Source organism: Vallitalea longa (genome assembly GCF_027923465.1).
GTDB lineage: Bacteria > Bacillota > Clostridia > Lachnospirales > Vallitaleaceae > Vallitalea > Vallitalea longa.
Map to the genome: position 1 here is coordinate 70,704 of NZ_BRLB01000011.1, position 20,205 is coordinate 90,908.

The following is a 20,205-nucleotide window of genomic DNA, read 5'->3' on the forward strand; positions in this document are numbered from 1 at the left end:
CCTAATAAATTCAGTGTATAGTTTTCATTTTTTGTATCTATAAAGTAATACTCAATTTTTATTTTATGAACTTAATTTATTCTATTGGTTCAGTATCTAAATCCATGTTACTGAAATCAACACTATCTTTCCAAGTAGAATTATCCTCATCAATCCAAGATTTGATGTCACTGTTATAAGCTGAATGACCATTGATGTTGACATCTAAATTCTCTAAATACCAGTCACCACCAATACCGCCATGTTTTGTAATTTTTTTTATATAAATATTACTTATATCATCAGGATGAATATCTGTACCATTATATAGGTAATATTCGTCAATATCGTCAACTTCAAAATCATTATATCCTTCTTTATCTAATAACCATTCTTTTGTTTCTCCATCCTTGGTCTCAATACCAAAGTATACATCATCATCAGTACCAGCCCATTCACTATGTAGCAAACCTCTTTTTTCATTACCAGTATGTACTGTAACAGTTAATGAACTTATAGGATTATTATCAAGACCTACATCAATATTCCAACGATCAGTGAATCCACTATAATCTCCTTGCTCTGCCTCGGTTAATAACTTAACAACATGAGCATGAGCTGAATCAAAAGAATTTTCTAATCTCTCTCTTCTATTATTCTCAGATAGAAAATCGTTAGCTTCTTCATAAGTCTGATACTTATAACCTACACCTGTTTTAAGACCTGTCATAAGAGTATAGCACCATGATTTCTCTTCTAATGTAGAAGGACAAGAACCATATATATTCTGTACACTTGTATTGAAAGTATCAAAAGGAATATCTGTTACTTCAGCAAAACAATCGGATATACCATCTGAGTAATCAGAACTGTCGAAACCACCTTTATTGACCCATAGATATGGATCAGCAGCTGATTCAAGACTCATATGTAAATCACGTCCAGATGGATCAATCAAATATAGTCCGGATTCAGGATTTACAAATATTCCATGACAAGCGTAATCGCCACATACATGAGTAAGCCATCCAGCAGCAAATGATATTCTCTTCATATCTTTTGCTGCTAGAGCATCTTGTAATAAATTCTTAGCAAAGCTTCCAATCTTAAAATAATGAAATCTATCAGACCAAGGTGAATATCCAAGAACCTGTCTTGGTTGAATTAATGGTAGATCAGGACCATTGGCTCCCCAAGCTGCTATATCTGGATATTTTTCCATAGCACTTTTAATTAGGCTACCTTCTGGTAGGCTTTTCATAGTTTCTTGCATAAGAACATAATGAGAAGCAGGTTGATAAGCTAACACGTTTTTTGGGCATAACATAAGTAATAGTACTAATGCTAAGCAACTAGTAAAAATTTTTCTTATTTTCATAATAATCCTCCTTTTTTGTATATTATATAATATTGTTTGTGAATAAATTGTCGAAATTAGTAGATAAAAACAAAAAAATTCAAAATAAATACTATGAATCAACATTTATCAACACAATATAGGCTATATAGTCTAGACTTTATTAGGTAATCAGTTATAAATCAGACTGATAAAAAGAGAATTTTAGTATATTTTGTACAAATATAGATTATGAAGTAAATATATTACATTGGCATATTATGTATTATATAATACGTTTTCGTGAAATTATTAACGTGAAATAAATGTGATAATTAAACTGAAATAAAAATTACAAAAGAAGTACTGAAAGATAAAAATAGATGATACTATACATATATAATACATGCAAAAAAAAGCTGGCATATAGTCAGCTTTTGAATCAAACTAATAATCTTAGTATATATTTCACTATAATTAAAGCTTCTTTCTACTAATTCACTTCAATTTTTTGAGTTTCAATAAATTTCATACCCTCTGAATCTGGATATGAAAAAATCTTATCAATAACATAATACAGTTTATCTGTAGAGTAATCATAATAAAATTCATTTACTTCTTCAATTATCTTAGCATTAACAAAACGATCATTCATTTTATTACTTATCTCTTTTATATCAACACCCTCTAAAAACTTGTCTCTCATTATAATAATATCATTTTCATTAACTGGTTCTTTCTTATCAAAACCTAGTTTATTAGAGGCATATTGTAATTTATTATTGTTGACTATGATAACTGTTTGATCGGATGTTTTTATATCATCAATATAGTATGTTATCTTAACTAAACCATTACCTGTTCCCTTTTTGTATTCATTAGAAGTCAGCTTATATTTTTCAAGATTAGAATCCTCATTGATTTTACCTAAACTATTCAATATGTATTCTTTATTTATACTACCTTCATTTTCAATATTATAATCTAATTCTCCTTCTATAGATTTTAGATTATTGATATCATGATCTATACTGAAATCAGTTTCTTTAGAGTTCATTATTGTATCTTGTGATTTCAACATACCATGTTCATCAGATAATTTTGATCTAGTATAATGTAAAACAAGATTTTCATCACCTTTAATAACTATATCTGTTCCTAAATCTGACTCAGGTGAAGCAATAGAAGCTAAATTAACAGCTTCCTGTATACTAGAACCGTTATAAAGCGCATTATGAAAGCATTGTAACCAATAAGGTCCTCCTGTATTTCTTGAGTGAATATTGTCATCAAACCCTATTACAGTAGTTGCCCCATTTGATAGAGCTACACTACATAAATTATGGGTTCTACTAGCAGTATCACATCCAACAAAAGATATTAATTTTGTCTTACTAAGATCTCGTCCTTCCAATCCTGCATATGTATATCCATTATATGATTTAAAATCTTCGCCCTCATACACACCACATTTATGGTCTTCATCATCAATCGTATCCCCTAATATGATATTATTATGACATGCATGGCCATTAATAAATACAACTGCACTTCCTAATATATCATCACCAGCTGGATTATCTCCTCTAAGGTATGTATAAGTAGGATTATAAGCTTTATAAGATGTATATCCCATCTTTGCATATACTCTGCTGGCATAATCCACATTCATTGTAAAATCCCCTTCATAATCTTCAACGTACCACAAATCCTTTCCAAAATTATGTCCTAATGAATATGCATATTCTGTTTCCGCATATACAGAAGTTGGTAAAGTTAAAATACTCATCATAAAAATTAATAATACCCCAAAAATTCTTTTCATTAATTGTTCTCCTTATATTTTATTTTGTTCAAGCATTATTTTCAGTAAATTGCAGTTAATATGTGTCTATAGGAATGATGCAAAATAATATCAAAAACAATAATATCATATTTAATTTTATAATTCAATAATTTATATTTTTCTATTTATTTTAAATTATATCAAAAATCAAAATACATACAATCCATATACAAATTTTAAATTTTCATTTTTAATTTTTTATCAGTAAAGTTTTAAATTTCATTAATCCAATTTTCCCTTTATCCTATAAAAACCAAACACCTATTTACATATATACAAAACCAAATAAAAAATTACAAATAACCCTAATATATTTACATAGTTATATTTTCAATTGAAGTAAAATATATACATAATAAAATTTATTGAGAGGTGAAATTATGGATGGCAATTACATAACACAGCTATTAGAAAAAGAAGAAGTACTAGATAAGAACGAAATAGTACAGTTATTGAATGTGAATATGAATTCAAAAGACTTTTATTCCATTCTGAATAAAGCAAATGAATTGACTAGAAATGAATTTCAAAACAAAGGAATAATATTTGCACAGATAGGTTTAAATGCCGAACCATGCTCAGCAAACTGTAAATTCTGTTCAATGGGCGCTAATCACTATTCTCTAGATAGCACTTGGAAAAAATCAGCAGATGAAGTTTTATTTGAAATAAGAGACTTAGTTAAAAAAGGCATAAATGACCTATTCTTGATGACTACTGCAGATTATCCAATGGAAGATTATCTAAAGATAGGCTCAGAAGTTAAGAGAATTCTTCCAGAAGGTGTAAGATTAGTAGCTAACATAGGGGATTTTGACGTTGACACAGCAAAAGAATTAAAAAAAGTTGGATTTACTGGTGTTTATCATATTCATAGATTAAGAGAAGGTATTGATACAGATATCAAACCAGAAAAAAGATTAAAAACACTAGCAGCAATTGCTCATGAAAACCTGGAGTTATATTATTGTGTTGAACCAATAGGTCCTGAGCATAGCTATGAAGAAATAGCTGATGAAATCATAAGAGCTAGAGAAAATAATGTAAGTGTTATGGCTGTCATGAGAAGAATACCAGTAAAAGGTACTCCTTTATATGATAAAGGACAAATATCCGCTAGAGAACTAGCCAAAATTGCAGCAGTTTCTCGAATAGCTTCAAAACCCAAAAGAGCCATGAATGCACATGAGGTTACACCTATGACTTTAATCTGCGGGGTTAATCAATTATATGCTGAATATGGTGCTAATCCAAGAGATCATCTATCTATCACTGAAGATAGCAGGGGTTATTGTGTTGATGATGTAAAGAAAATGCTTATAGATGCTGATTATGAAATAAAAAATTAAATTATTCATTTTATATCAATAAAAAAGAATTAACTATATGCTAATATTTCAAACTCTATTTAATACAATTCCTAAAATCATTAAATAGAGTCTTTTTTTCTATCAGAATAAAAAGAACTGTTTCAATATCCATTGATACTATTAATATCACACAAATACTGAAAACAGTCCTTAATGAACTCTATTATAGTAATCTTTCTTTAGATAGCTTCAATAATTTTAATTATCAAATCAGACAATCCAACATTATAACCACTAAAAGCATATACAACATTAAGTCCGTTATTGGTTAATAAAATTAATGGTAATTTATCTGGATCTACATATACCCTTCTTGAGATTGGTTCGGCATTAGAAGCTCCTTCATCATAATATATTTTTATATCAGGAAAAGCTTCTAGGGTTTTGTTAAGAGTATTATTTGTGAGTGCTTGTTTATCTCTTAATATAAAAGTTATGTTACAAGATAATCTGCTCAATGCCTCTTGATGCTCTAACATTTCGTTAAGAACATGCTCTGTAGGTTCTTTTCCCTCTTCAATCCAGATAACTATATTCTTATTATCATCTATTATATCTTTCGCCAAAACCTTATTGTTATCACTATCATATAGGCTGAAATCATTTATCTCTATGTTCTTGAACATATCTTCTAATTTGCCTTGTCGTAAAGAAATACCTAACTCTCTTTCAACAAATAGAACAAAACAATATTCCCTAGTGAAAACACTTCCGTTAGGCATTCTATTAGATGTGATAATACGATAGTTGCCTGGTTCTAATTCTAATACTAATTTATTATCAACCCATTTCCTATCAACAAAATCCAATGTTTCATAGACTCCATTATTAAGTTTACCTATAGTCCAGTTGAGCCAATATATCCAATTTGTGTTGTCTTCATCATTAATGGTCAATTTCACAAGGTCTTTTTGTATCACATATTTAACATTAACGAACTCATTATCATTGTAATATTGGATTTCCATGTTCTCTTTATCTATTCTAGCAGGTATGCCTAGTGAACGGCATATAGCTACAAATAAAATTTTCTTGGATAAGTTACTACCCTTTTTCATTCTAATCAATTCGACTGGATTAGTAATCAATGGTCTATATTCCATACTCCCTATCTCATTGATATAAGTATCTATATAATCCCATATTTTTATGGGATGATTAATAAATTCTTCCTTTGTTTTTTCGTCAAAATAGTCTAATATGAATTTTCGATAATTAGTTATCATTTCAAAGTGTATCCTAGGACTCATGATATAATCAACGAATATATCTTCTTGGAAATTATTTTTATATACGTTTGAATATATTAGATGTTCTTTTAACTTTTCACATGTGATATCCGTATAATCTTTATCAACTAGGCTACTCAATAATCTGATTTTATCTTGCGTATTGCAATTATCTATATCACTATCGATGAATTCTTTTATTTCTAGATAATTGCCCTTTGATTTAACAAAAAAATCTTTCACTTCAATAGTATAATTGTTGTCTTTCAATAATTCATCTATATTATCATTATTATAATATTGACTTTCTTTTACTTTTCTTACATTATTAGATTGTTCAAAACGTTTTTTACCATATTCTTTCTGACTTTCTGTTAATCTGACTGCATAACTCATGTTATCTACAGGAGGATATATATCTATATCTTCTGTGATTACTTCATCTGTTATGGATTCATTCCAATCAAGTATTATAGAAGTAGTTTTTCTAATGTCTAGAAGCCTATTAATATATCTGTTATCTTTTACAGCGTGAATATATATATCTCCTAGCCCCAGAGTGATTTCTGCTATTCCTTCTTTGTCAGTAACAACTGTAGCCACAGGGAAAAATTCAGCATAATTAAGGACTTCAAAACGCACTTTCACTTTTTCCATAGGATTATGGTTAAAATCTATTACCTTCACTTGTAACTTTTTAGTATCTGCATATGTATCAAGGCTATTGATTAATGCTGCTTTATCATTCTTGGAAATTACTTCTTCAGTAACTATCATATCTATATTATTAAATGAAGTAAATACTCTACCGTTTATTAGCATTGCCCTTGATGCAGCAGCAGTAAACCATCCAACATTAAGAACAGGTTCTGGTTCACATGCACCTAGATAATTCCATTTACCATCACACCATACCTCTACCCATGCATGATTATCGTCACAGTGTGACCATCTTGGTACATATACTTGTCTTGCAGGAATACCTACACTCCTTAACGCAGTAACTGTAAAAGTAGACTCTTCACCACATCTTCCATAAGCTGATCTTAGAACTGTTAATGGAGAAGCTGTTCTTTCATCAGTAGTTTGATATGTAGCTTGTTCCAGACACCAATAATTCACTTCTGTAACCGATTCAGTCATACTCTTATTTTTTATTCTATCAATGATACAATTGTAGAATGTAGTTCTACAATCTTCAATGTTTTCATTATTTACACGATAGAACATTACGTATTTAAGAAATATATCAGCTGGTATCTTTTCACACCAAGATATGTTCTCCTTTAAAAAAAGACTGTGTTTTACATATTTCAAATACATGTCAAAACTATAATTCGCTATATCACTAAGAGGCATACATGTATATAAGAATTTAATGCAGTCTTGTTCTTCTTCACTACATCTGTCAAGTCCAGTTAGTATTTCTTTTTCCTTGTATTTTACTAATTCTAGAACTTCTTGAAAGTCATTATCAATAATTCTCTTGAGTTCATTAGAAAACAACATATATAACACCTTCTTCTATTTATTATTTGATTTGGTTGGTTGAGTTATTGATTATTGCCTCCAGAATATTTTTAACTCTAGATATGTTTTCACGACTTGTTTGCCATATAGTGTATTCGCTTAATGAATCCAGACCCATATTTACATCCGATGTTCTATATTTCATTAAACTATCAACAACTACTTTACCTGACATATGGTAAGAAATAGCACCAGTCTCTAAAACCATGTCTTCGATTATGTCAGCTTTGACTCCACCTCCAACAAGAATATCAACTTCACCATCTGATCTGCACACTAGCTCTTTAATAAGTTCTCTTCCTTCATAACAATTATTCTTTTGTCCTGATGTAAGAATAGTATTAATTCCTAATTCTTTTGCTTGCTCTAATGATTCTAATGGATTCTTGCACATATCGAATGCTCGATGTAATGTCACATGCATTCCTTTTGCAATATCCATAATTTCTTTCACTCTATCTATATCCAAAGTACCCTCTGGGGTAAGAACACCTATTACGACCCCATCAGCACCAGCTTCCTTAAACATTTCAATGTCTCTTTTGATAATTTCAAATTCATTATCTGTATAACAGAAATCTCCGAATCTAGGTCGTACAAGCACATTGATCTTAATATTAATCTTCTCTCTTACTACATGAAAAAGATTAATGCTAGGGGTTGTCCCTCCTATTATTAGATTACTACACAATTCTATACGGTTAGTACCGCCTTTTTCTGCCTCTACAGCTGATTCAACTGAGTCTACACAACCCTCAAGAATATATTTCATATCATTTCTCTCCTATTCCAAATAGATAATAGAGTGTAGTTACTCCTGCTCCAGTAGCTCCTTCTGACTGATATTCAAAAATAGGTGGCTTAACCCATGCAGTACCAGCTATATCAAGATGAATCCATGGATAGTCTTTAACGAAACTTTCAATGAATAATCCAGCAGTTATTGTACCTAAGTAATCTGTACCCATATTTTTAATATCAGCTATATCACTTTTAATTAAGTCTCTATATTCATCATATATGGGAAATCTCCAATATTGCTCCCCTGATGTTTTATAAGCATTTTTGAAATCATTAAAGAAATCATTATTATTACTTAAGACTCCAGCTGTTGTGAATCCTAATGCTTTAACTACCACACCTGTAAGAGTAGCAATATCAATAACCTTATCAGCATGCTCTTTTTCTATAGCATACGTTACCGCATCAGCTAGAATCAATCTTCCTTCAGCATCTGTATTGATTATTTCTATAGTCTTTCCTGACATAGAATCAATGACATCTCCCGGTATGAAACTTTCTCTTGAAATACGGTTCTCACAGGCAGGAACAACACCCACTACATTAGCTTTCACTTTATTCATAGCTAATGCATATATTGCGCCTACTACTGCTGCTCCACCAGCCATATCACCTTTTATACCAGCCATTGTTTCACCTGGCTTAAGACAATAACCTCCTGTATCACAAGTAACACCTTTTCCTATAAGTCCTGTCACCTTTTCGCTTGTATCATCACCATTATATCTCATGACAATCAATTTTGGTGCATTACCACTACTTTTACCAACTGTCAAGAAAGCATTCATATTAAGTTTTTCCAATGCATCAACTTCAAGAATATCTACGACAAAACCCGCTTTTCTCCCTAGAGACAATACTTCTTCTGAGAAAAGCTCAGGAGTTAATTTATTGGCAGGAGCATTAACCATATCTCTAGCTAATATTACCCCATCAACAATATTTTCAGCTTCGATTATCAGTTCTTGTATATGCTGCGTGTTGTCATCACTTATTCCAGATAGATAAGCATTATAATTAAATTCTTTTCTATCTTTTTTATATCCATAAAATTCGTATGAACCTAATTTGATACCTTCCACTACATGAAATAAACAATCTTCACCATATCGTTTTATAAATAAATTGATATTTATATGGAGTTTTATCATATTATTCTTTTTCATACATTTAATACTTTTAGCTAAAACGGATTTCATCTTTTTAATATTAAATTCTTTATAGCTTCCTAGACCTATGATCACATAAAAATTATTATCAATATAAATATTATTTATTGAATTCAGACTTCTATCTAAAGTGTAATATGTCTGCTCTACACCCTTGATATTGATTGGTTTATCATCATATGCAAAAACTACCTTGTTTCTACATTCCTTTCCCCCACTTATACTAATCATATAATTTCTCCTAATCTTAGTTGTATTCTATACAGAACACCTCATGTCCTTCTATACTATTAGCTGTAAATGTGATATACCCATCTTTTTCATCATAAGCAATACTGATTTCATTAGAGATATTATATACATCCTTAACATTCTTATCTCCAATGTAGATTCTAAATGATATATTGGATAGTGGTATTATATCTTCTATAGTATATAGATTCTCCGCTCTTTTCTCTGCGATATAATGTAATACATGAACGATATCTCTATTTTCATTATTTTGTCTATTAATCGTTGTAAGCACTGTAGAAGGTCCATCATGCTCTATATATTTGTTTTCTAATAAAAGTTTTATTGCATCATTAACTATAATTCTACACCATATAGGACTGTATTGTCTATAAATTTTAAATACTGGATGAGAAAAATATATTATATTATCTTTTCTTGTCACCGCTGGCCTTCCTATTTCACCTGAAGAAGGTGTATGTTGATGAGAACAGAATTTTTTACCTTCTCTATTGAAATATGGTTTTATGGTGTTCATTAGTACTGTGCTATCTTCTGATATAACTTCTGCCCCTCTTAAGTACATAACATATTCTTCTTGGAACAGATCTTTTCCAATGGTATCATTAGGTAATATGAAATCTCTATAATATGGAGATTCTTTCACATAAGATACACCATATAAATCACTTCTGCCGTTCACAGTATCCAGACATGAATGATAACTTCCTATTACCTTTCCACCTTTACTTGTATATTCTTTCAATGTTTTTTCAAGTTTACTTGAATAATCTATATCATCTGGTAAAATTATAAGTTTATATTTTTGCAAGTCAGTATTACTATCGATAATATCAAATTGGTAAGATAGTTCTTGCAACATCCTTACTGTTCCAACTAATGAAGGTGGAAGTCCTAGGTCATGATCTTTTGGTTTATAGTATTCTTCAGGAGTCATAACCCCTATTTCTGTTAATGCCTTAGCCCCTATACAATATGGTTCTTTTTCTTCTACTTGTTTATAAACATGACCTATCAAGTCATATGCCCCTTCTGATAATCTGCCTCTAGGGTCAAGCTGATCACCTATAGAACAACCTGCATTAAGGGCAAGCATTTGAAAACATTCGAATTCAAGAGCTGCCTTGTTTTTAAGTGAATGAAAATCTCCCCAATAAGTATGGAATTTTCCTGTCATACCTAATATTTCTTTATCTAGGTTTCTTGCATATCTGACAGTTGTAGGAAAATGCATATATCCCCAACCTCCACTTGGTAGAGATTCTAATTCAAGATGAGTATATTCATTTAAACTATCTATTAATGCTGGTCCAACATGGGAACTATTATAGAATATACTTGCATCAGGTACTCTTTTACTAATGAACTCTGTTATCTCAGTCTTGAATTCATGTAGCATTTCAAGTGAATAGGAAATTCTATCAGTCTTATCTTTTGAATCAAAGCCTAAGTTAGTCATTTTCTCAACACATTTTGGACAGTTGCAATCAACTTTAAATAGGATATCCATAAAAAAACCATCTATATTTTCAATACCTACCACATCAATAATATCTTGTAGATGATCTTTGAAATATTGTCTATATCCACTGTTGAGACATATCGTATAGTAGAAATGAGGTTCTTCAACATCTTGGCTGTTTATATGTTTTCCTTCATCGTCTACTGCCAACCATTCAGGATGGTTCCTTGCTACATGACCATCCCATTGAACAGTTGTATAAATAGGAGCTTTTATTCCTACTTTGTGACAGGCTTCTATTTGTTGTAACAGCAAATCTTTTTTAGTTAAATTAGGATGTATCATTTCAGGCCATACCTTAGATGGATAATATAGATACCCGTGATGACATCTTGCAAAACACGTTATTGAATTGACATGAGCATCTTTCAATGTATTTGCGAATTCATCTGGATCAAAATCAACCGCTACATTAGGAATATACTCACTTGTATGAAAATCCAAATGTACTTGTCTATATCTTAAATCTTTCATAAAATACCCTCCATTCAATTTATCTATACTTATATTCATCTATTATTATACACGTTCTATCCTTTTATTGCACCTGCTGCCAAACCACTTTCTACTTTTTCTTGGAATAGTAAATATATGATGAACGGTACACAAACAGTAATTATTATTGCTGCCATCAAAGGACCATATTCTGAACCTCTTTCACCATTAAAGTTAAGTAGTCCTAACGAAATAGGTTTTAATTTATTATCATTAATGAATAGAAGAGGGAATAATACATTGTTCCAAGCACCTAAGAAATTAAATATTGAAACTGTTGAAATAGCAGGTACTGTAAGTGGTAACATTACTTTAGAATAAATCTGGAAATAACCTGCTCCGTCAATAATTGCAGCCTCTTCTAATGATGCATTTATACCTTTCATGAAAGATGTAAGCACAAATATACTAAATGGTAATGAAAAAGCTACATACAGTAAAATAAGGGCGAAAATATTATTTTTCAGATTAAAAGCTCCTATAATATATGCTACTGGCACAAGTATAGTATGCATTGGAATCATCATTCCCAATAAGAAAAATATTCCTAAGAATTTGTTCAATCTAAATTTGAATCTTGCTAACACATATGCTGCCATAGTTGATACAAAAACCAATATACCAACTGTTGCTCCAGAAATTAAAATACTATTAAGAAAATAAGTTCCCATATTCGCTTCTTTCCAAGCTGTAATATAATTACTTATCAAAAATTCCTTAGGTAATCCAAATGGATTATCAAAAATCTCTACATTACCTTTAAGTGATGATAACAGTGTAAACACCATAGGACCTATAAATACTAACACCATCATTATCAAGAAAATGTATACTCCAACTTTTTTCATAGAACTATTTGATTTCTTTGTTTTCTTCATTTCTTCACCCCCATCACGCTTCCGTTTTTTTCATTATCCATTTGCTACCTAATGTTAGGACAAGTGCAATCAATAATATAATAACTCCTATAGCACTACCTGCACCATAATTATCATACCTAAAGGCTTCATAGTACATCAATGTTGTCGGTAGATTAGTAAGTCCATTTGGACCACCTTCCGTCATAACAAATATAAGGTCAAAAACTTTTATTGTTCCGATTATATCCATCAATATACACATGCTTATAATAGGTTTCAACATAGGAATTGTTACATGAAAGAATTTTTTGAAACTTGAAGCTCCGTCTATAGAAGCTGCTTCATATACTTCATTAGGTATAGTAGTAAGACCAGCTAACAGAATAACCATATAATATCCGATACCTGCCCATATATTAACGAAAATAATTGTATTTATTGCGGTACTTGGATTAATCAACCAACTTGTAACTACACTTTCTAAGCCTATACTAGTTAATAAATGATTTAGTGATCCATTAGGCATAAATATGAAATACCATAATAATCCAACAGCAGTTAAAGGAAATATTGTCGGCACAAAAAATACTGCTTTAAAAAAACGATACCCTTTAAACTTTGCATTTATCGCTACAGCCAACAATAAAGCTATAGGTGTATGGAATAATACACTAAAGAAAACCATCCTACCCATATTTTTCAGAGATAGAATAAAAGCTGAACTCTGAAAAACTGATATATAATTCTTAAGACCAACAAAATTAATCGGAGATCCTTTTATCCCATTCCATTCAGATGTTGAAAAGAAAATTGCACCAATCATAGGTATTACCATAAATAGTAGGTATATTAATAAAGCTGGAATCAAAAACAATAATATCTTAGTTCCATCTTTCTTGGTTTTTATTGCTCTCAATGTTTTCTCCCTCCCATATATACAAATGAGAATTCCAAGGTTAATAACCTTTTAAGAATTCTCTTTTGTATTTGTATTTTTATATAATAGTTTTGATTAAGTTCTATTTAGTTAGATTTATCTACTTCTGCTTGAATTTCTTCTGCAGCTTGTTGTGGTGTATTACCAACAAACATACCTACAATTGAATTTCTAGTTCTGTCTTGCATTGAAGCTAATGGATCAAAGTCGAATACGTCAACTGCGATTCCTGTAGATGTTCCACTTAACTCTACAACATCTTGGAACAACTGACTCAATGCTCCTTCATCAAGATCTATATTATTTCTTGGGAATATACTTTGTGCTTCTTCTGCATATCTTTTAGCTGCATCAGCAGATGTAAGCATTTTTAATAACTCTATAGTATATTCTTTTTCTTTTCCTTCTAATTTACCATTAACCATTAATGGATTAATAGACTGCATATCATGATCTTTAAATTCTGGTTTTTCTTCGAAATATGGGAATTTAGCAATCTTGATATCGTTATAATACTCAGTCTCTTCTTCACTAGTGAATTTATTAATATTCCATGGTCCTGTTATAATCATTGCAGCTTCACCTTTCAAGAATTGAGTAATGACTATATCATCACTTAATCCTGCAACTCCTTCTGGGAAAGCACCCAAATCATATAGCTCTTTAACGTAACTTAATGTTTCAACAACTTCCTCATCTGTCCATTTCATTGATCTATCACCAAGTTTTTTAGGTGCATCTGCGCCTAACCATTTGTATAGAATATTATTGTGTAAATGACCTGCCATATAAGTTGATTTTGCACCTAATGCTAATGGAATTTTATTTATATCTTTCAACTTCGCAATAGCATCTTTTAATTCTGTCCATGTCTCAGGAAATTTATCAATTCCTGCTTCATCAAATATTTTTTGGTTGTAAAAAACTCCTATTAATCCTGATTCAGCTGGTACACCATAAGCTCCGTCAAAACCTGGAACCTTATAGTAGTTTACTGCACCTTCTGTAAGACCTTCACTCCACTCTTTATCTTCCTCGTAAATTGGAGCCATATCCATTATCATACCATTTTTAATGTATTCACCAAGATTAGAAACTCCTTGAATTCTAAAAATGTTAGGTAATGTTCCAGATGCCATATCTGTTTTCAACTTGTTGTTGAATGATGATTCATCACCTTGTGATTCATCAATAATGACCACATCCGGATGTTTGTCTTCAAATTCCTTTAGAATATCTCTGAAAATCTGTGCTGACATACTAGGTCCTGCTGATCTTGTAAGTAATCTTATTTCCACCTTATCATTATTAGAACCGTTAGATGTATCTTTTTCTGTAGTATCTTTACTTCCACAAGCAGTTATACTTAAACCCATTGCCAGTATTAAAAATAATGCAATAATTTTTTTCATAGCTGTACCCCCTTGTCAAATTTTGTTTTATAAGAATTATCGCAACTGTATGATATCAAAAATTACACAATACAGCCATAGACATTTTCAATATCTTTTGTACTTTTTCTATATATTTTTTACATTTTAATATGTTTCATGTATACTTATAGTGTTTTTACATAATTTATACTTATAAATCAACTTTACTTTGTCAACATGCACAAAATCAATCTTAAAACATTAGCTGTATGGCTTTAATTTAATACAGTAATGCTATGTTAAAAGTTAATAATTTTTTTACTCATTAATATTTCAATCATATTAATTTTTATAATATTTTTTTATAATTTAAGTTAAGGTAATTATTATATTTTACCCAGATTCAATGAGATAATTTCATAATTCCTAATTTAATTCTATAAGCACGATATGTAGATTATAATAGTAGATGCAATCCAACATATGGTGCTATTGAAATCAGCGGAAGGTAATTATGCAATTGTCTTAAATAATTATTAAGGTGGTATCGGTAATGACTAAAATAACAAACAAAGTACATAATATAGCAATTAACACTAAAATATTTTTAGGAATCATCTTGACTTCAGCCATAACAATTTCTCTTATATTTATAATAACTTCAATTATCATTGTAAGTCATCAATTCGACTTGACTACAACTTCATCAATAAATGAACTTAATTATATATCTAAACAGCTAGATTTCTCACTTACTACTGTTGAAAATTTTGGTAAAACTATAGCTGTTGACCCTATAGTACAAGAAATAACCAGTAAATATAATGAAGAAGGAGAAACATTCACCTATCTAGATTCTATAGCATTAAAAAACAGAGTTGATACTATCATACAATCAACTAAATTCATTCACTCAGTATCAATTTATAGTGCTGATAGAAAATTACTGGCTACGACTGATACATCAGCAACTTCTCCAGATATAGATGGCATTGATATAACTACAACTTCATGGATATCTAGAGAGAAAATGCTTCCTTACTTGGTTAAAGACACAATAAATGTTTTATCCTATTTGCAGAGCTTCTATAGTTATCAACTGGGACAACGTTTAGGCTATATTGAAATTTCTATTCCTGAAACTGCAATATCAGATATATACAGCTATAATTCCAAACATGGCTATGGGAACCAATTTATACTTAATCAATATGGTCTAGTACAAAGTACTGACGGATTTTATAAACTTTATCAATACTATATTAATTTTTTGGACGTTATAGATGATAAATCTTCTGGATATACATTTATTGATGATCATATTGTTTTTTATAAGTATTTTCCAAAATTAGATTGGTATATAATGCACGAGATAAATAGAAATTTCTTTTTGAAACCTTTTTATACCATTATATTTATTTCTGCACTTATTGCTTTGTGTGGTATAATATTAGCTATTATATTTTCACATAGAATATCAAAAACCATTACCTCCCCAATTCATAAGCTGATTGGGCATATACAATACGTTATAAAAGGTAATTGGGAACCCATGCAAGAACCAGATGTAGGTGAAGAAATAGGTTTTTTATATCATGAATTCAACAAAATGCTTACAGCCCAATCAAAATTGACTAATGATTTAATAAAAGAGCAAAAAATGAAACAAAAATTATCTTTGGATTTATTACAACAACAAATCAATCCACATTTTCTATACAATGCCCTTGATAATATATGTTCTTTGGCAGAAGTGGGTGAAAAAGATAAACTTACAGATATAGTTATGAATCTATCACAATTCTATCGTGAAATATTAAGTAAAGGAAGTTCTTTCATAACTATCGGTAATGAGCTATCTATTATACAATCTTATCTACATATCATGTTGATTAGATATTATAATAAATTCGAATATACTATTAATTGTCCTGAATCATTAAAAAATCACACCTGCCTCAAATTACTTTTACAACCAATAGTCGAAAACAGTATTTATCATGGTATAAAAGAAATTGAAGGTAAAGGTATTATAGAAATAACAGTATCAGAATCTGATAATGATATAATATTTACTGTTACAGATAATGGTATAGGCATAACCAAAGAACGTTTAGCTAAAATATGGAGTGAAGATAGCCATAGTTTTGGTATCATCAACATAGATAAACGAGTCAAACTCTATTATGGTAATGATTATGGCCTTGATATCAATAGTGAACCTACGAAAGGCTGCACTGTAACTGTAACTATTTCGAAGAGAGAAAAAACATAGTAGCTGGGAGGTTTTCTTATGTTAAAAGTCCTGATAGCGGATGATGAATATTTCATAAGACAAAGATTAAAGAAAATAATTGACTGGGATGAACTTAGTCTAGAATTTATTGGTGAAGCTGAAAACGGTAAAGAAGTCATTAATAAAATAAAAAACAATCAAGTAGATATTCTACTTTTAGATATTAAGATGCCCATAAAATCTGGTATACAAGTAGCAGAATATATTATGGTCAATGACATAAAAACCAAAATTATTATTTTAACAGGATATAATGACTTTGATTATGCTCAAAAAGCAGTTAAGTACAAAGTAGAAGATTATCTAGTAAAACCTATAAATAAAAAAACATTAAATGAAGCACTCAACACATGCAAAGAAACTATATTAAAGGTTAATGAAAAACAGCAGAAAATATATGATTATAATAAATTTCAGAAACGTACTAATATATATAACACCATTTTAGATTTTAATAATGTGAAAAAACTATATAAAGAATATAAGGAATTCAATAATTATGAATATGTTCAATTCATAGGCATCTTCTTTCCAGGAAACCACGATATATATGTAGCCTCTTTTATTAATTATCTACTACGCAACATTAATAAATTTAATAATGAAAATATATCTATTGAGTCATTTAAAGAAAATGAATCAGTTTCTATATTACAGTTGATAATAAAAAGCCAAGATGCAATTACACTTAATAACATAAAATCAGTCATTTCCCATTTCATAACTGATACTAACGTAGTTTTTATTTCTATAGGAGACATTATACCTATCGGAAAGAACTGGACCAAGAATTATAAATTAGTATGGAATCAACTTTACCAAAGATATTTTATTAACGATAATATGATAATAAGCAATAAGCTTAAGCCTAATAATAAGTATAAATCTATTGCCATACGTAAGAAATTGTTATTATGCTTAAATTCTAAGAATAATAATGCCCTCAAAAAATTAATCAACGATATATTCACGAATATAAGCAAAAGCGGTTCAAAAGATTACCTTATATTATCATTAACGGAGATATTTGTAACATTACAAATCAATTATCCTGATCAAGTTAATTCTAACAAGAGCATAAATAGTTTTGTTCAAGAATTAATTGCAGAAGATTATTCTCTAGAACATTTGAAGGAAATCGTTTTTACCTATACTGATCAATGCTTGGAGTATGTTAATCATGAAAAACCTTCTAATACATCTATGGTCAGTAAGATAATTAAATATATTGAAGAAAATTATACTGATCCATCATTATCAGTATCAGAGATTTCCAATTATATTGACCTCACCCCTACTTATATCGGAAGTATATTCAAAAAAGTTACAGGTCAATCCATTCTGCAATATATAACAGAACTTAGAATGGACCATGCCAAGAAACTTTTAAGAACGGATAAATACAATATTACTGAAATTTCTCAGATGGTAGGATATTCTGATGTATTTTATTTCAGTAAAAAATTCAAGAAAATTCATGGTTGTTCACCTAAGAATTTCTCTTGATACCTACAAGAAATGTCACGTTAGAAAATAAAAACGCCGTTGGAATGGGATTCTTCCCAACGGCGTTTCACATTAGTTCATCTTTTGATTGACTACCCATATATGCCCGTATATATCCCTGAATACTGCATTTATGGCATTGCTCTCCGGGAATTCTGTAACTGGTGAAATAATGACACAACCAGAATCTTCAGCAACCTTACACTGTTTATTTATATCATCAACAAAAAGATTTATCCACATTGAACTGGGAACGTCTTCGGATGGGGCTACCAAACCAAACTCATTATTCTCATTTAGAACTCTGATTTCAGTATCGCCTACAACCATTATCATTTCATTAAGTGTTTTATCCAAATCTGTTTTTAATAATATCTCTGCACCGAATAGATCTTTGTAAAAATCAGCTGCTTCTCTTGCATCCTTTACCACCATATTAATTTCCAATTTCATAATTATTCCTACCTTTCTTTTCTTTGAGTTATCATATACTTATCATTTGATATGATGATTGTTTCTCCCATAATACTTATCTGTTAAGATATTTATCTGTACACTCAACTATATAATCAATATCTTCTTCTTTAACGTCGTTGTTGGTTACAAAACGCATGACTCCATTTTCTGGTCCATTAACTTTTATTCCATTATCATTATAGTAATCAACAAGATGCCTATAATCGATATCTTTAGTTATTTCAAAAAAAACCATACTGATATGAGTATCTTCGAGAAAAACATTAACGTTATCAAGTTCATTAAGTTTTTCTCCTAATAATTTCGCATTATCATGGTCTACATGTAGACGTTTTGTCATTTCTCTCAACGCAACTAATCCTGCTGCTGCTAGTATTCCTGATTGACGTAATCCTCCACCCATTAATTTTCTGTTCTTTCTGGCTTTATCAATAAAATCTCTACTTCCAGCTACAATAGAACCTACAGGGGCACATAGTCCTTTTGATAAGCAGAACATAACGGAATCACAATGCTTAGCAATTTCTTTTGCTTCTGTTTTCAGTGTACAAGCTGCATTGAATAATCTTGCTCCGTCTAAATGTACTGGTATATTATTTTCTTGTGCAACAGCATATATATTTTTCAAAACATCTACTGGTATGACTCTACCATTAGAATGTGCATTTTCAACACATATAAGTCCTGTCTTAGGAAAATGAATGTCTTCTTCTCTGATTTTACTTTTTATTTCAGCTACATCAAGAATACCTCTATCACTTTTTAGAGTTCTAAGTTGAACACCTGCAATAACAGATGATGCTCCAACTTCATGTTGAACAATATGGCAGTCATCTCCTAATATAACTTCATCTCCGCGATTACAATGTGTCAATAGAGATACTTGGTTTCCAAAAGTTCCGCTTGGTACGAAGATAGCGGCTTCTTTACCAACAAGTTCTGCTGCATATGATTCTAATTCATTAACTGTAGGATCGTCACCATAAACATCATCTCCCACAACAGCATTATACATTGCTTCTCTCATTTCCTTTGTAGGTTTAGTTACTGTATCACTTCTTAAATCAATCATACTCTTGTCCTCCCTTGTCATATTAAAATATATTATAACATCATTTCTTACTATCTGACATATGAATCTATTATTAAATATTTCCAAACATAGTTTTAGTTAATTTAATAAAAACATTAACTTCATGAGCCTATATATATTAATTTATAACTGTT

At 30.2% G+C, this 20,205-nt stretch carries 14 protein-coding genes; 3 read left to right on the forward strand and 11 right to left on the reverse strand.

The window, feature by feature from the left end; genetic code table 11:
* Positions 1 to 76: 76 nt before the first annotated feature.
* Together QMG30_RS16130 and QMG30_RS16135 are read right to left on the reverse strand one after the other, a co-directional pair.
* On the reverse strand, positions 77 to 1,357 hold the full coding sequence (locus QMG30_RS16130; protein WP_281817157.1) for a PLAT/LH2 domain-containing protein: 1,281 nt from the start codon (positions 1,355 to 1,357) through the stop codon (positions 77 to 79).
* Positions 1,358 to 1,808: 451 nt separating this feature from the next.
* Entirely contained in the window at positions 1,809 to 3,140 is a 1,332-nt protein-coding gene (locus QMG30_RS16135) for a P-loop NTPase family protein (RefSeq protein ID WP_281817160.1), read from the reverse strand.
* A gap of 401 nt (positions 3,141 to 3,541) precedes the next feature.
* Between QMG30_RS16135 and QMG30_RS16140 the strand changes: the two genes are divergently transcribed.
* Entirely contained in the window at positions 3,542 to 4,510 is a 969-nt protein-coding gene (locus tag QMG30_RS16140) for a biotin synthase BioB (protein WP_281817162.1), read from the forward strand.
* 200 nt (positions 4,511 to 4,710) lie between these two features.
* Here the strand turns inward: QMG30_RS16140 and QMG30_RS16145 are convergent, their stop codons facing one another.
* The 7 genes from QMG30_RS16145 to QMG30_RS16175 all read right to left on the reverse strand — a co-directional run bounded on the left by QMG30_RS16145 (position 4,711) and on the right by QMG30_RS16175 (position 14,738).
* Positions 4,711 to 7,269: a transglutaminase domain-containing protein gene (locus QMG30_RS16145; protein ID WP_281817164.1), complete on the reverse strand. Its 2,559-nt coding sequence runs from the start codon at positions 7,267 to 7,269 to the stop codon at positions 4,711 to 4,713.
* 22 nt (positions 7,270 to 7,291) lie between these two features.
* Complete coding sequence (locus QMG30_RS16150) at positions 7,292 to 8,062, reverse strand: copper homeostasis protein CutC (protein WP_281817165.1); 771 nt, start codon at positions 8,060 to 8,062, stop codon at positions 7,292 to 7,294.
* Between the two features lies 1 nt (position 8,063).
* On the reverse strand, positions 8,064 to 9,491 hold the full coding sequence (locus QMG30_RS16155; protein WP_281817167.1) for a leucyl aminopeptidase: 1,428 nt from the start codon (positions 9,489 to 9,491) through the stop codon (positions 8,064 to 8,066).
* Between the two features lie 16 nt (positions 9,492 to 9,507).
* Positions 9,508 to 11,508 carry an alpha-amylase family protein gene (locus QMG30_RS16160; protein WP_281817168.1) on the reverse strand — a complete coding sequence of 667 codons (2,001 nt, stop codon included), beginning with the start codon at positions 11,506 to 11,508 and terminating at the stop codon, positions 9,508 to 9,510.
* Between the two features lie 56 nt (positions 11,509 to 11,564).
* Positions 11,565 to 12,407, reverse strand: a complete 843-nt coding sequence (locus QMG30_RS16165; RefSeq protein ID WP_281817169.1) for a carbohydrate ABC transporter permease — start codon at positions 12,405 to 12,407, stop codon at positions 11,565 to 11,567.
* A 13-nt stretch (positions 12,408 to 12,420) separates the two neighbouring features.
* On the reverse strand, positions 12,421 to 13,305 hold the full coding sequence (locus QMG30_RS16170; RefSeq protein WP_281817171.1) for a carbohydrate ABC transporter permease: 885 nt from the start codon (positions 13,303 to 13,305) through the stop codon (positions 12,421 to 12,423).
* Positions 13,306 to 13,412: 107 nt separating this feature from the next.
* A complete protein-coding gene (locus tag QMG30_RS16175) occupies positions 13,413 to 14,738 on the reverse strand; it encodes an ABC transporter substrate-binding protein (RefSeq protein WP_281817173.1) in 1,326 nt (441 codons plus the stop codon).
* 514 nt (positions 14,739 to 15,252) lie between these two features.
* Between QMG30_RS16175 and QMG30_RS16180 the strand changes: the two genes are divergently transcribed.
* Together QMG30_RS16180 and QMG30_RS16185 are read left to right on the forward strand one after the other, a co-directional pair.
* Positions 15,253 to 16,974, forward strand: coding sequence for a sensor histidine kinase (locus tag QMG30_RS16180; protein ID WP_281817174.1), 1,722 nt, complete (start codon positions 15,253 to 15,255; stop codon positions 16,972 to 16,974).
* A gap of 18 nt (positions 16,975 to 16,992) precedes the next feature.
* Positions 16,993 to 18,501: a response regulator transcription factor gene (locus QMG30_RS16185; protein ID WP_281817177.1), complete on the forward strand. Its 1,509-nt coding sequence runs from the start codon at positions 16,993 to 16,995 to the stop codon at positions 18,499 to 18,501.
* A gap of 72 nt (positions 18,502 to 18,573) precedes the next feature.
* Here the strand turns inward: QMG30_RS16185 and QMG30_RS16190 are convergent, their stop codons facing one another.
* Together QMG30_RS16190 and ltaE are read right to left on the reverse strand one after the other, a co-directional pair.
* Positions 18,574 to 18,954 carry a VOC family protein gene (locus tag QMG30_RS16190; protein WP_281817178.1) on the reverse strand — a complete coding sequence of 127 codons (381 nt, stop codon included), beginning with the start codon at positions 18,952 to 18,954 and terminating at the stop codon, positions 18,574 to 18,576.
* 76 nt (positions 18,955 to 19,030) lie between these two features.
* A complete protein-coding gene (gene ltaE, locus QMG30_RS16195) occupies positions 19,031 to 20,050 on the reverse strand; it encodes a low-specificity L-threonine aldolase (RefSeq protein WP_281817181.1) in 1,020 nt (339 codons plus the stop codon).
* Positions 20,051 to 20,205 lie beyond the last annotated feature (155 nt).